The sequence below is a fragment of the Cohnella thailandensis genome (assembly GCF_014212135.1).
GTDB lineage: Bacteria > Bacillota > Bacilli > Paenibacillales > Paenibacillaceae > Cohnella > Cohnella thailandensis.
In genome coordinates, this window is sequence record NZ_JACJVQ010000007.1 from 316,866 (window position 1) to 330,910 (window position 14,045).

Annotated in this window: 10 protein-coding genes and 1 tRNA gene; 1 reads left to right on the forward strand and 10 read right to left on the reverse strand. The window is 55.6% G+C overall.

All coding sequences use genetic code 11. From position 1 onward, the window contains the following. On the forward strand, positions 1-1,404 hold the full coding sequence (locus H7B67_RS11240) for a DUF4832 domain-containing protein (protein ID WP_185119913.1): 1,404 nt from the start codon (positions 1-3) through the stop codon (positions 1,402-1,404). Positions 1,405-1,528: 124 nt separating this feature from the next. Here the strand turns inward: H7B67_RS11240 and H7B67_RS11245 are convergent, their stop codons facing one another. From H7B67_RS11245 to H7B67_RS11290, 10 genes are all read right to left on the reverse strand, one after another. Continuing rightward, on the reverse strand, positions 1,529-2,209 hold the full coding sequence (locus H7B67_RS11245) for a DUF4956 domain-containing protein (RefSeq protein ID WP_185119914.1): 681 nt from the start codon (positions 2,207-2,209) through the stop codon (positions 1,529-1,531). Between the two features lie 18 nt (positions 2,210-2,227). After that, on the reverse strand, positions 2,228-2,935 hold the full coding sequence (locus tag H7B67_RS11250) for a polyphosphate polymerase domain-containing protein (protein ID WP_185119915.1): 708 nt from the start codon (positions 2,933-2,935) through the stop codon (positions 2,228-2,230). A 30-nt stretch (positions 2,936-2,965) separates the two neighbouring features. Continuing rightward, positions 2,966-4,693, reverse strand: coding sequence for a CotH kinase family protein (locus H7B67_RS11255; RefSeq protein WP_185119916.1), 1,728 nt, complete (start codon positions 4,691-4,693; stop codon positions 2,966-2,968). Between the two features lie 29 nt (positions 4,694-4,722). After that, positions 4,723-6,159 (reverse strand): exopolysaccharide Pel transporter PelG, encoded by a 1,437-nt coding sequence (gene pelG / locus H7B67_RS11260; RefSeq protein WP_185119917.1) that lies wholly within the window; start codon positions 6,157-6,159, stop codon positions 4,723-4,725. A 1-nt stretch (position 6,160) separates the two neighbouring features. Then, the gene (pelF, locus tag H7B67_RS11265) at positions 6,161-7,576 is read right to left on the reverse strand and encodes a GT4 family glycosyltransferase PelF (RefSeq protein WP_185119918.1); all 1,416 of its coding nucleotides are present in this window, start codon (positions 7,574-7,576) and stop codon (positions 6,161-6,163) included. 3 nt (positions 7,577-7,579) lie between these two features. Further along, entirely contained in the window at positions 7,580-9,415 is a 1,836-nt protein-coding gene (locus H7B67_RS11270; protein ID WP_185119919.1) for a DUF2194 domain-containing protein, read from the reverse strand. A 5-nt stretch (positions 9,416-9,420) separates the two neighbouring features. Next, the gene (locus H7B67_RS11275) at positions 9,421-10,311 is read right to left on the reverse strand and encodes a hypothetical protein (protein WP_185119920.1); all 891 of its coding nucleotides are present in this window, start codon (positions 10,309-10,311) and stop codon (positions 9,421-9,423) included. Continuing rightward, positions 10,304-12,472 (reverse strand): NAD-dependent epimerase/dehydratase family protein, encoded by a 2,169-nt coding sequence (locus H7B67_RS11280; RefSeq protein WP_185119921.1) that lies wholly within the window; start codon positions 12,470-12,472, stop codon positions 10,304-10,306. The genes H7B67_RS11275 and H7B67_RS11280 overlap by 8 nt, the downstream gene beginning before the upstream one ends. A 419-nt stretch (positions 12,473-12,891) precedes the next feature. After that, positions 12,892-13,635 carry a sulfite exporter TauE/SafE family protein gene (locus H7B67_RS11285; RefSeq protein ID WP_185119922.1) on the reverse strand — a complete coding sequence of 248 codons (744 nt, stop codon included), beginning with the start codon at positions 13,633-13,635 and terminating at the stop codon, positions 12,892-12,894. A 221-nt stretch (positions 13,636-13,856) separates the two neighbouring features. Beyond that, positions 13,857-13,944, reverse strand: a tRNA-Leu gene (locus H7B67_RS11290). Positions 13,945-14,045: the final 101 nt, after the last annotated feature.

Genomic DNA, 14,045 nt, shown 5'->3' on the forward strand with positions numbered 1-14,045 from the left:
ATGAGGAATCGAAAACGTACTCTAATCGGATTGTCCATCTTGCTCTGCATCGCCGCCGCCGCGATCGTGCAGCGAACGATGCTGGCCGACACGCCGCCATCCCGAATCTCTTATATCCCCGCGGAGACGGACGACGTGCTGAACAATCCCTATATGGGCTTCGCCGTCTCCGCCCGTTCCGAAGAGGAGTTCGAGCAGCCGTTCCGGCTCGCGTACGCCAACCTGATGTGGTCCGAGCTCGAACCGGAGCAGGGCAAGATCGACTTCGAAGCCATCGAGCGCAGCATCCGGTACGACTATTGGCGCGGCAAAGGCGTGAAGCTCATCATCCGGGTCGTTCTCGATTACCCCAGGGACGAGGCGCACATGGACATCCCCCAATGGCTCTATGAGGAGATCGGCGGCAAAGGCACGAAGTACGACAACGAATACGGGAAAGGCTTCAGCCCGGATTATTCGAGCCCCGTCCTCATACGCGCGCATGAGGATCTTATCAAGAGACTCGCCGAGAGATATAACGACGATCCCGAGATCGCCTTCGTGGCGCTCGGCAGCGTCGGGCATTGGGGCGAGTGGCATACGTACGACGGGACCCAATCGGCCGTCATTCCTTTCCCTAAGCATGCGATCACGGATCAATACGTGCAGCCCTACTTGACTTACTTCGACGACAAGCTTCTGATGATGCGCCGGCCTCACGCAATCGCGAAGGAGAACGGCATGGGCCTGTTCAACGACGCGTTCGGGCGCAGGGACTCTACCTTGGAAGAGTTCAGGGATTGGTACTTGAACGGCTACGAGAATTGGCTGACCGGAGAGCAGGAGCCCGCCATGCCCGACTTCTGGACCGTCGCGCCCAGCGGAGGCGAATTCGCGGGAGGCGCGGATCTATCGGACGGCCAAATCGAAGAAGCGATTCTCGAAGCCCGCATGACTCACGTCTCCTGGTTGGGGCCGAACGCCCCCTATGACGAACCGATCGGAAGCTCCATTCAGAGCAATATCGATCGCTTCCTGAACGCGATCGGGTACCGATTCGCCGTCGCCGAGGAGTCGCACGAACGGGAAGCCAAGCCGGGCGATACGCTTCATGTCGAACTCCGAATCAACAACCGGGGGGTCGCTCCCTTCTACTTCGAGTGGCCTCTGGAGCTCTCCCTCTCCGACGCGGAAGGCCGCATCGCGGCGACCGTCCGGACCGGCGCCGACATTCGCAAGTGGCTTCCCGGAACGTCGGACGTCTCGGCCGACCTGCCCGTTCCCGACGGTTTAACGGAAGGAATCTACACCGTGAACGTCGCGATCCTCGACCCGGAGTCGGGCAATCCCGCCGTGGATTGGGCCATGGAAGGAAAACGCGCGGACGGAAGATATTCTCTCGGGGAAGTCGAGATCCGAGGATAATGAATGGGGAGTAGATTCGGTTCAACGGGCATGTCCCGCGCATAGCCGAGGAATCGGCGGAATCGTGCGAAAAACGTAAAGGGGAGGTCCCATTCTATCTGGGACCTCCCCTTTTCCGTTCCTATTACGGAGCGTAATCGCCGTTGTAGCTGACCAGCACGACGTCCTGAACGCCGTCGATCGCGGATAGCTCGTTGACGAACGCCGTGTTGTCCTCGCGAAGCCGGATTTCGACCGTCATCTCGGTCATCTGCTTGCGAACCGTCTTGGACTTCAGGACGTATTTCAGCTTGCGAAGGGCGATCTTCACCTCGTCTCCGGCTTTCTCCTCGAATTGAATGATCACGAGATAAGGAGCGCCGATCTTCCGGCGACGGGACAGGTAGAACAAGGCCGCGCTCGTCGCGATCGAGCCGATGACCGCGAGGGGATACATCTCGGCGCCCGTGGCGATGCCGACCGCAATCGCCCAGAACATGAACATGATATCGAGAGGATCCTTGACGGCCGTCCGGAACCGGACGATGCTGAGCGCGCCGACCATGCCGAGAGACAGGACGATGTTGGTGCTGATCGTCATGATGATGAGCGTGGTCAGCATCGTCATGATGACGAAGGTGATATTGTAATTGTGGCTATAGACGACGCCCCGAAACGTCTTGTAATAGGTCCAGTAGATAAACATCCCCAGCGCGAACGCCAGCACGAGTCCGATGATAATCTGGATGACGGATGCCTGCTGGAACGATTCCAGATTCAGGACGCTCTTCTTGATAATGTCCGTGAAATTAAGCTCTTCCCCCACGATGTGGCCTCCCAGCGGCTAATCCGCGTAACTTTTTCTCTTTTCTCTGCAGATGACGTACTTCGAGATCGACGATCGGTTGTGCGCGGACATCCGAACGAGGTTCTGAATGAATTCAGGCAGGAATTGATTGTATTTCACTTCGAGAATCGTCTTCGGACTCGCTATCGATTCGACCATCGGCAGGTCGGGATCGAAGATGTCCATGGACTGGATGCTCGCCTTCAAGCGCTTGTCGAACGTAATGCGCACGTCGCTGACCGGGTAAATATACGCTTCGCGGATATAATCGACGACGACGGTCGGCAGCATCCTTCCGCTGACGGCGTCGTGATAAAAATCCTGAAGCAACGGATGGCTCTCCCCCTTGAGCGCGGATGCGTCTCCGATCGCGAGCCGTTCGTATTGCTCCCGGGTAATGCTCGCCGATTCCTTGGCGATGTAATCGTTGAACTTGCTTTTGCGCTCCAATTTTATGACTCTGTCGCTGCAGTTGTAAATCCGGATCCGGTACTTTTTGCGTTGAAAGATACCGTTGTTCTTGTCGTATAGAGAAGCTTCGTGCACGTTATCGAAGTAAAGGCTCCGGATATGATAGCCTTCCGTACCGATAGAATGGTCATCCATTCTCATTAAGGGACGGATTCGATGTCTCAGCCCGATGCCCTCGTGCTCATGGATGTAATATTTCAATTCGTGCCTCAGCTTCTTGCCCGAGAATTCCATGGTTTGCCTGCCTTTCTTCGGCGCGAATGTCTATTCCACGTAAAATTGCACGACTCCGAAGTACTTGACGTCATCCGTATCTTGATAAATATCGAACGCCGTGTTCGAGTTGCCCTTGGAATCCGTGACGGTCACTTGATAGAAATAACGTCCGGGCTCCAGCTTCGGCAGCTTGACGCTCGTCGTCTGGAGTCCCGTCTGGCGGGAGATCGGATTCCGGAAGTCCGGCGTCTTCGCTACCTGGAAGTCGTACTTGATGTCGTCGCCCTGAAGATCATAGGATGCTCCCCATTGAAAGACGGTCTCGCTCCCGGACGAATCCGGCTCGGCCAGGAAGAACGGCATCGGGTTCTCCAGGCTCTCCCTGAATTGCCGGGCATTCAAGGAGGGCAGCGTCTCCAATCGCTTTAATTCCTCGTCGAACAGCTCGATCGGCGCGCGCTGAATATCCAAGTCGGGGCTCCGGCGAACGAACGGGGAGACCACCTTCTTGTACGATTCGATCATCTGCGCGGTCCGCTCCGGCGTGAAGATCTTCTCCAGCTCCGCTACTTTATCGAGAAGCTGCTGGACGTTGTCCGGATTTTTGAAAAAGCGGTTCTCGAGCGTATTGCTCCAATAGTTGGAGATTCCCCTCTGCCAAGGAGCCCGCCTGTCCTCCTCGCGGTTGAAATCGTTGTACCCCCACGCCCCGTCGTAATCCCAGGGAAGGAAGAAGAACTTCTCCGAATTGACCGGCGAATAGAGCAGGTAGTTCTGGTTGATGGTGTCGATGTTGTCGGTCAGAATGTTCACCGCCAGCCAGGTCAGGAAGTTGTCCCGGTCGAAGTACTTATCGAACACCTGATCGAAATTCAAGGAGTAATCGTTGATATCGTCCAACATGGTTAGCAGCTTCTTATGGTCGTTGCTGCCTTTGATCTCGAGAATGGAATTGAACTTCGCTTCGTCGTACTCGGGATCGTCCGCTTCCTTCAGCTCGTCCTCGTAACGCAGAAACTCGAAGCTCGTCACCTTGTACAGCTGAGCGTTCGAATCGAGGCCATGGGACTTCAGGAACCTCTTGTTCGGCTGCTCGATCTGCTCGTACAACCCGTAATCCCGGAACGCGGTGTCGCCCGAGGTCAAGTCCTTCACGTGCAGGTGCACGAACTGGGTTCTCAGGCTGGTGAAGTCCGGCAGGATCTTGAAATAATCGAAGCTGAGCTTATTGCGGATACGGGTAAAATCATAGGCATGCTTGACGAAGTTGATCGTGCTCTGGCCGCGCCACTGTCCCGCCTCGTCGTACAGCTTGATCTTATACGACTTCATGGCGGCGGCGAGCGTCGAGTTGCCCCGCAGCGTCAAGTCCCCGTTCGCGTGCGTGTCCGAGTAGCCGAACAGGCCGTTCTCCGGGCCTTCCGCGTTGCCCTCCTGAAGGATAACCTGCACTTTCTTCTCTTCGGTATTCTCCGCCTTGGAATGGATGGCGTTAAGCTCCCCCCACGTCATGGGCGGCTCCGCCGTCAAGTTGTCTTTGGTTACCGTGATATAGAAGTCGACGATGCTATCCTCTTGGTCGTCGAGATAAACGCTTCGGTCCTCGACCAGCTTGTCGCGGGTTTGCGCGACGGCTTCGGCCTTGGAGGTTGGGATCGGAAGCTCGGCGCTTGCGTCGTTGCCGCCCGTGTCGGCCGGACTAGCCGTGCAGCCCGCCAGCCACAGCGCCAGCGCGGCGACAGCCGCCGCTTTGACCGTTCTGTTCTGGATTCTCATAATTCCCTCCTTCGTATTTTCCTGTTCGCTTACAGCTCTTGCGCGCTGCGCTTCAAAATGCGCGTGTATTTGTTGTCGTATTCCTTCGCGATGAGCGGCTGGGCGCTGAAGGTGTAATAGTTCAAGTTGCGGAACAGGTACACCAGCCTAAGAATCGTCAGCAGCAGCGTTACGAACGCCGCGATAAAGAACGAGAAGCCCATATCTCCCAGATAGACGGAGAATCCGGTCAGCACCGTGTTGAACGCGAGGAACGCGCATTGAAGGACCAAGGTACCCTTGCGATCGTCGAAGTAGAGCAGCAGAAGCAGCAGCACGCTCGTGATCATGTAAGCATAGAAGCCCATGACGAGTATGTTGAAGGTATCGATCTGCGCGGACGTGAATCCGATATACGGCAGAAACCGGATGCCGAGAGCGACCGAGATGATCGAGAAGAAGAGCTGAATGCCCATGATCATCGTCAGCTGCTGCAGGACGACCTGGAACATCTCCTTCTTGGCTCTCTCGATATCGGCGATCGAGCCTTGCTCCAAGACGGCTTGATAATAGCTTCTGAACTTCGGATAGAACGCCGTCTCCAGGGCTACGACGAACATGACCATCGTCGGAACGACGGACAGGAAGGCGTAGAACACGGCGATGTCGTAAGCGGGAGCCATCCGGAAGCTCTCCCCGATCATGGAGCCGTGCGGCCCGAACCATTGCACGAATTGATGGGCGTACAGGCCGAGCGCGCCGATCGTCCCCGTCGCGATCAGCGAAGGATACTTGCGGATATAGGCGAGGAACGTGAACGGCGATACCGCCTTGTCCGTCCGGAAGAACCTCTCGATCTGAACCAGCAGCATGGCCGCCGTAACCGCGAAGCCGAGGTCGACGGCTCCCAGAATGAACGGGATCGACCGAATCTCCGCCAGATAAAGCAGAGCCAGAACTCCTCCGAGCGCGACGGCCGCGCCGATGATGAAGGAGTATCCGATCATCCGGAAGTTTTTCATGGCGGAAATGAAGACGGTCTCGGACCAAATCGTCAGCAGGAGCATATACAGGAGGAATAACGGCGCCTTGACCTCTAGCGGAATCGGCACGAACGCCAGAAAGACGAGCGCGGGAACTCCTCCGATGACGGCGTTGACCGTCAAGCTTCCATAGAACGAAGGCAGCAGCGCATGCTTGTATCCCAAGTAGAGAAAATCCGATACCGTTCTCGTCACGAACAGGTTCATGATATTGGAGACGATATAAGAGAACGTGAAGGCATAAACGACGCAAGCCATAAAAAGCTCCCGGTCGGTGAAGCCGACATTCGTCTCGAGCAGCAGCGCCTGGATAATCGAGACGAGCACGATGCAGCTCAGCATCGGGCCTATCGTTACCACGGACGAGTACGCGAACGCCCTCGCCTTGTTCACCAGTCCCGACTTGTCGAACAGTTTCTTCAATTCGAACCCGATACCCGCCATTCTACTTGCCCTCCCTGCTAGCTTGGTAGAGCGACCGGTAGCTGAAAATAAACGCTTCGCTCGTATAGTGCCTGCGAATCCGGTTCAACCCGTTCTGTCCCATCTCTTTGCGAAGCTTCGCGCTCCGGCCCAGCGTCACGATCGCTTTGCCGATCTCTTCGTGATTCATGACGGGAACGACGAATCCCGCCTTGCCGAAGTCGTCCCGAACGCCGTATAACAGCTCCTTGCAGCTGCCGACGTCGGTCGCGACGAACGGCTTGCCGGCCGCCATCCCTTCCAGAACGGCCAGCGGCTGGCCTTCGCTGATGCTCGTCAGGACCAGTACGTCCATCTTCCCGATATATTCCTTGACGTTAACGTTGCCGGTAAAAACGACGTTGTTCAGCTTAAGGGATTCGGTCAGCGCCAAGCATTCCTCGTAGTAGTCCGGAGCCTCCTCGTAGGGACCCATGATAAAGAACTTGGCGTCCGGAAGCTCGTGGGAGACGGCTTGAAAGCTGAGCAGCATCGTCTTGATATCCTTGATGGGGACGACCCGGACGAATCCTCCGACCCATAGCGGCTCATCCGCGGGTTTGGCCGGCAGCTCTTCGAATTCGGCATAAGGCACGCCGTTCGGGATAATGCGGATCTTGTCCTCCGGGCAGCCCAGCTCGATCTGAATCTCCTTGTTCCTCTCGAAGAGAGTGATGACGCGATCCGCATAATGGTAGGCTCCGGCGGACAGCGTGTAGAAATATTCGATCCAGATGTCCTTCATGTACCCTTTGACCCAATCCGCCTTGATGATCTCTTCCTCCCGCTCCCGGGAATAAACGCCGTGCTCCGTCAGGATCATCGGCTTGCCGTACAGATGCTTGCCGAGTCCGGCGAATACCCCGGCGTATCCGGTCGATACCGAATGGTAGAGATCGGCCTCCGGAACCGACTCGCGCATCGTAAGTAGAAGCGGCAGAATCATGGAGCGAACCGTCCAGAACATCTCGGTGAACGGGATATGCTCGTATTTCTCGTGGCAGATCTCGTTCAGGATGTCGAAGAAATCCCGGCTCATTAGAAGATCGGTCGCCTGTTCGAACTTCGCGTGCCGGAACAGGTCGAAGAGAAGTCCCCAATCCAGCTCGGAGCTGCCCGTCAGGAACTTCTTGAGAGCATCGCGCTCCGCGGACCCGAGCACCGAGCGGCGCTTCCATTCCCCTTCCATCCGCAAATAGTCGTCCAGAAACACCTCTTGGACCGCCTCGACGTTCGAAGGAAGCTCGTACTTGAACTTGCCCTGCTGCTTCCGTTCCGCGGCGATGGCCAGAATGACGAACCGGTGCTCCGGCAGGTTGCGAATGAGCGAATGGATCCAGCTGGATACGCCCCCCGTGATGTATGGGTAGGATCCTTCCGCTACGAGACAGATTTTCATCGTTTACCCCTCCAATCCGAGCGAGAACCGCTTGTCGTAAGCCTCCACGAGATACGTACCGTCGTCGATCCGGTAAGCCTTGCAGTTCACCAGGCGGCCGACTTGCTTGTCCGTTCTTAAGTAGTAATACATCTCGCCGCCCATGTAATGATTGACGTACCCTTCGACTCCCTCGTCCGTGTATCGAAAGTGCGGGTCGTTCTTTGTATATCGGACGACCTCCATGCTCCCCTGGTTGGCGGTCATGTCGCGAAGCCACGGCCATTCCCGGTCGACCTCGCTTAGGAAGCCGTCCGTCATCCGATAAAGGTCGTCCCAGTTGTACGGGAAGCTTCGCTCGCGGTCCAGGATGTCGTCGGGGTGAACGAAGTGGGAGAATAATCCGACGGAAGTAATCGCGTTCGCCGACGCCCATAAGTTAAACTCGTCTTCCTTGTAGCCGGACGTGATTCGAGGCAGTTCGACGATCCCGTCGTCCGCCACGCCGATCTCCTGAACGTAGCTAAGACCTTCGGGATCCGTGTTGTAAACGGCCGAGATCGTCCGCATCTCCGGCCATGCTTCCTTCAGCGCTTCCCGTCCTTGCGAGCTAAGCACGTTCGAAGCCGGCACGAACGTATGAAGGCCGTAATCCGGGAAAGACTTCCCCACGAAATCGACCACCGTTCGAACGGAAGCGCGCATGTCCTCCTCCGAAGCCCACGCCTTGTAGCCGTATTCTTCCAGGACGGCCGGATTGTCGGTATACGACTGGTGATTGTAGCCGTGGATGCCGACCTCCCCGCCGCGCTTCAGGATCTCGCGACCGTATGTCCTCAGATAGTAGCGGTCGGAGTCCGCGTTGAAAGGTCCCCGAGTCTTGTTCTCGTAGGTTTGAATGACCACGCCGGTATACTTTAACCCGTGGTGGCTGGCCAGCCGGATCATGTCCGGCCACCACACCTCCTTGAAGAACCGGGTCAAGTCTCTCCGGTACAGATCGAAGATGTCTTCCTGGTACCCCGTCGGAAAAGGAGCCGGGAAATCGTCGATATACATCAGCTTGGAGTTAATGACCGGATAGATGTCCACTTCCTTCAACTCGCTGATCGCCCCGGCGAAGAATCCTCGGCTCGACTTCTCCTGAAGCATCGTTCCGTTGAAGACGACAAAAACTCCGTTCCCGTAAGGCGTTCTCCACAATAAAGGGAGGCCGTCCTTGGATTCCGCCAGCACCTCGCTCTCCTTCCCGAGCCGAACCTGGAAGCTCGTGTTCTCGATAATCTCCTCGGAGTAGGTTTTGCCCTTCTCGTTAATGAGCACGTTGCTCGTCAGCACAAGCCCTTTGGAGACCAAGTAGTCGCCCCATTCGTTAATGCCGAGCTTCCGGTAGATTCGAAGCATGGTATCCCCCGGCTCCGGCATTGTCGCGAACAGAACGGATCCGCCGTCGTTCACGAACCCGTCGATCCAATCGGTGTCGTTCATCCGCTCCAGGTTGGTAAACGTCAGAATAACCGATAGATAGCCGTCTCCCTTCCCGGAGTAGGACCGAATGTCTCCGGTTTCGAAGCTTTTTTTCATGTAATCCAGCAAATGGATCGCGTTGTCTTTAAGACGGACGCTATAAGACTCCTCGGGGTCATAGAGAACGAGCGTCTTCCGCTCGTCCAGCTTTGCCGTCTCGGCGGCGGAGAGCGCGTCGGACGGTTCCGCTCCCCCGGCGGTCTCCGACCACTTGTTGGGATCGGATCCGACGTCCAGAAACGTCTCGAACCGGGTCGTCTGGATCAGGATGGCGAGCAGCAGGACGACGCCTAATATGATGTAAATTTGCCTGTTAAGCTTAAATTCTTTCATCCTCGTTACGCACCCTTATTGGACCAGTATCGAATGATCGTCAAACCTTCATTCGATACGCGAATTCTTGATGACTTGAGCCGGTGCAGCGTCTCCTCGAATTTATCCCCTTGCTTCAAGCGGTAATACAGGTGCAGAGAAGCGATGTAGGCTTGCTCGCTGTCCGGATACTTCTCGAGATAGAGCCGGCAGCAGCGAAGGGCTTCCTCGTAATTCCCCAGTTCCATCTCGCAGAGGATTTTCTTCTCCAGCCATTCCTCGCTGCACGCTTCCGAATCGACCAGTAATCCGAGCAGCTGCGCATACGTCAGCCGGTAAGCGGTCTGCGTTCTATTGTCCATGAATCCGCTGGCCAGATATTGGCGAATGGATTCGGCATACGCTTCCGCGGCATCGAGATTGCTTCGGTCGCGTTCGAATTCGACCGAGTGCTTCTGGATGTCGAGCATCCTCTTGCGCTTGAGCTCCATCGCCGCCGTTACCGCATAATGCGACGTCTCGGTGTCCTCGTTGCTTGCGGCCAGCTCGAGCAGCGGAATGACTTCCTCGTTCAGCTCTTCCTTCAGGACGTCGAGCATCAGCCTTCTGCGGGTCTGCATATCGTTGATGCGGAGCGCCTCTTCCAAGGGAACGCGATTTTTCTCTTTGTTTACGTTAATCCGATCGTACAACGGCTGTTCATACTCTTCTTGTTCGCCTTCGGCCGCCATGTCGGGCGTCCCGACCGGCTTCATCCGGGAAGCGATCGCCCGAAGGACGGCCAGCGGAAGGCCGACGAAGGGAAGCCCGACAACCAACGTCGCATCTGCTAGCCTGGCCCCCGTTGTTGTCCGCAGACGCAGGATCAGGTACATGGCGGCAATCGCATAATAGCCAAGCAGCGCAGCCTCAACCATATAGCTGCTCCTCGCTGATCCTTCGGGTCCGGATTCCGGTCCGGTCCAGACGGTGAATGACGTGGGCGGCATCCGATTCGCTCGAGTTGGAGAGCAAGAGCACGAGCTCGCCGTCCACCATTCCCAGATAGTCGGAATCCCGAAGGGCCGATGTCAGACGGTCGGCTACCGGCTTCAACTCCTCGTCCCCCTGCTCGATGCCGAGCAGAACGTAATCGGCGTTATATTGCATTTTCGCGGCTGCCTTGCTCTCCAGCACTTGCTTGAACACGGCGGATTGCAGCACGGACGTGTCCCCGACGAAACGATCGCTTCTCGTGGCTCCGACGTACTGGAACGCGCGGGAGAGCGAGCCCGAGATCAATTCCACGCACACCTTGAACAGGTTCTCGTAGCGGAGGTTCAAGCGTTCGAAGTCGGGATCGTGCAGGGAGACGAGCGCCACGACCTGATCGCCTTGCATGACCGGCGCCACGAACATCGGCAGATCCGGCGTAAGTTCCCGGTTGACGAACATTCTTCCGTGCAAGGCGACGTCGCGCAATTGCGGATGATCGGACAGCCTCATCGTCTTCGGAAGAGAGAAACCGGTATCGTAGGAATGAAGCAGAAGCCGCATATAATCGGAACCGTTGGTCGAATAGACGGAGATTCGCTTCGCCTCCATGATCTCCGTCAGGACGCCTACCGATGAAGTGACGACCTCCTCCGGCTCCATTTTCTCCAATTGCCTGATAATGCCGTAGATCCGCCCGATGCTGTCCTTGCTTCCGATCAACTGGCGCTGCAGCTGCTCCTTGATGCTCTTCGTGTCGGAATAGATGCCCTTGAGGAACGAATACTTCTCCCGAAGGACGTTCAGATCGGTCTTCGTCTGCTTGACGGTCCGCTTGTTCCGGTCGACGACGAAGCCGACCAGGAAGCCGAAGAAGAGATAAATCGCGACGTTAAACAACGATTCCGGGTCGTAGAGAAGAGACACCCATTCCCGACCGGCGGACAGACTCTCGTAAAAGTACAATCCGGAAGCGAGAACGGCGGATAGGATCGATTGGCGCATGCCGTATACGACTCCGAGCAGGATGACGTAAATCAGCTTAAAGTCGATATTGCTATGAAAAAGAAGGTCCGTCTTGGCCAAAACGGCGACGGCGGCGAAGGCGATCAGGTTCTCCGCAAGTGGCTTGATCCACCGGGACCAGAGTACGCTCGATGCCTTTCGCTCTCTAGGCTTGTCCGCCTTGTCCGGCGTTTTCTCGCGGAACCACTCGTACGTCAGCTTTAGCCCCTCTTCGATCGAATAGAGCGGTACCCAATCCAGATCCTTCTTAACGCGGCTATTATCCAGGCTGGAATGATAGATATCGCCCGGGCGAGGCTCCGAGTAGGCGATCTTCGGAAGCTCCGCGAACTTTCCAAGCGTCTCCAGGAGGCGATTCACGCTTGTTTGGGATTGGGTAGACAGGTTGTAGACGCCCGTAGCGCCGCTCATGGCGCCGCGATAGATCGCATCGACGACGTCCCGCACGAAGATGAAATCCCTCGTCTGTCCGCCGTCCCCGTAAACGGTCAGTTCCCGTCCCTCGATGATCCTCTCCGCAAAAATCGAAACGACGCCGCCCTCCCCCCTGCCGCCTTGCCGGGGACCGTATACGTTGGAGAACCGGAAGCAAAGAGTATCGAGGCCGTACATCTCCTTCCACTTCGCGCAGTAATACTCGCCCATCTTCTTATTGATTCCGTAAGGCGATAAGGGCTCGGCCGGCGCATCCTCGCGAAGCGGGATCTCCTCCGCCTTGCCGTAAACGGCGGCCGACGAGGCGAAAATAAACTTGCCGGCTCCCGATTTCTTGGCGCATTGCAGCATATTCACGAGACCATTGATATTCGATTGCGTATCCAGCTGCGGACGCAAAATGGACGTTGCGACGTCAACCTGGGCCGCCAGGTGGATGACCACGTCAGGCGATACGCTTTGGAACACCTCGTCGCACTTCGGATCCTCGACGTCGAGCGTATACAGCTTGTGGGGGATCGTCAGATTCTCTCTCCGGCCGGTCGATAGATTGTCGATGATATAGATTTTATGTCCTTCCTTGTGGAACCTCTCCGCAACGAACGACCCGATAAAACCGGAACCTCCCGTGATTAGAACATCCATAAAATCCTCCTATATTGCAAAAAATATAGTTATTGCGACCTACCCTCGATTTATAGGTAAATTTTACTTAATCCTTCGGCAATTATAAGTCACAAGTCCTAGGACTTCAATCATTATCGAGGATTAATTTTGTTTTTATGGTATATTTTTCATACTAATAATCGTATAAATTTTGTTACTTCGCGTCCGATCGGGTCGAATTTTCGGTAGAGTGCAGGAGGAATATCGCTCGGAAGAAAAATAAAAATAGGGACGCCTCAAAGGAGACCGGAATCTCCCGTGAGCGTCCCTACACATGCGACCGTAAACGGAGCATCGGTGGACGAAGAATGGTTCTAGCTGACTGTATGGATCAATTTACCACGCTTGTCGGAGGGTGTCAATTAGTATCGAAATGAATACCGCCTCTATTAACCTGCTCAGAAGAAAATCAAATGAAGGCCTCCAAGGGCGGCCAGGGAGAGAATGATCGCCTGAAAGTATTTTTGAGGAATGAGCGGAAGCACCTTGAAGCCGATCGCCGCGCCGACAAGCACGGCCGGGATCATCCAGACGTTAAGCGTAAGCGATCGGGCGTCGATCAACCCGAGGTAGACGGTGAAAGGAACCTTGATGACGTTGACGATAAAAAAGAAAAAGGCGTTCGTTCCTACGAAATTCGTCTTGTTCATTCCCTTGGACAGCAAGTAGATGGACATGATGCTTCCGGCCGCGTTGCCGATCATCGTCGTGAAGCCCGCGAGCACGCCAAGCGTTCCGGTAAATAAGCGCGATTGGCCAAGCGAGATGCGAAGCCAGCTTTCTATCTTCGCTCTTAAGAGATGCACGACGATCAGCGCCAGCACCAGAGAGCCGATCAGTACGGACAAAGCGCCGTTGCTTATGTAGTCCAACACGACGAAGCCGACGGCGATTCCCGCCAGCACCCACGGCAGCAGCGTAAACAGATGCTTCCACACGACCGCCTTGCGATAATAGAGAATCGCGACGATGTCGCCGGTAATAAGGATAGGCGTTAGCAAGCCGACGGATTCGCGAGCCGGGAAAGTCGAAGCCATGATGGATGCGACGAAAATGCCAAGAGTCGGCAAGCCCGTCTTCGTGAAGCCGACCATCACTGCGCAGACGATCGTTACGATCACTTGAAGAGTCGTGTAGTCCATGGGATTCTCCTTGCTGCGAAATATCGCCCCATCATCATATCGATTTCTTACGGGAATTCCAATAGAAATCGAACAAAAAGGTGAGACGATCTCCTTATCCCAAACGCTCCCCGCCGGCAGAGATAGTCTCATCTGAGATTATCTCCGCACTCTAATCTAGCAAGAGCTGCAAAAAACAAAAAAAGAAGCCTTGCAATCAGGGCTTCTCTCATTTAAATAGATGGTGCGGACGAGAGGACTCGAACCTCCACGGGGGGTTAGCCCACTGGAACCTGAATCCAGCGCGTCTGCCAATTCCGCCACGTCCGCAAAGCACAGATATCATTATATTTCCGGACAAAGACAAAGTAAAGCCGGTTTCTCATTTGCTTAATATTTTGCTAATGTTGCAAGAGGCCATAGCCTCCGCT

What these genes read in the sequence shown, in the direction of transcription:
- pelF (WP_185119918.1), bottom strand. Translation starts at nt 7,576, where the DNA reads ATGAAAATCTGTCTCGTAGCGGAAGGATCCTACCCATACATCACGGGG.
- H7B67_RS11275 (WP_185119920.1), bottom strand. Translation starts at nt 10,311, where the DNA reads ATGGTTGAGGCTGCGCTGCTTGGCTATTATGCGATTGCCGCCATGTAC.
- H7B67_RS11280 (WP_185119921.1), bottom strand. Translation starts at nt 12,472, where the DNA reads ATGGATGTTCTAATCACGGGAGGTTCCGGTTTTATCGGGTCGTTCGTT.
- H7B67_RS11240 (WP_185119913.1), top strand. Translation starts at nt 1, where the DNA reads ATGAGGAATCGAAAACGTACTCTAATCGGATTGTCCATCTTGCTCTGC.
- H7B67_RS11270 (WP_185119919.1), bottom strand. Translation starts at nt 9,415, where the DNA reads ATGAAAGAATTTAAGCTTAACAGGCAAATTTACATCATATTAGGCGTC.
- H7B67_RS11255 (WP_185119916.1), bottom strand. Translation starts at nt 4,693, where the DNA reads ATGAGAATCCAGAACAGAACGGTCAAAGCGGCGGCTGTCGCCGCGCTG.
- pelG (WP_185119917.1), bottom strand. Translation starts at nt 6,159, where the DNA reads ATGGCGGGTATCGGGTTCGAATTGAAGAAACTGTTCGACAAGTCGGGA.
- H7B67_RS11285 (WP_185119922.1), bottom strand. Translation starts at nt 13,635, where the DNA reads ATGGACTACACGACTCTTCAAGTGATCGTAACGATCGTCTGCGCAGTG.
- H7B67_RS11250 (WP_185119915.1), bottom strand. Translation starts at nt 2,935, where the DNA reads ATGGAATTCTCGGGCAAGAAGCTGAGGCACGAATTGAAATATTACATC.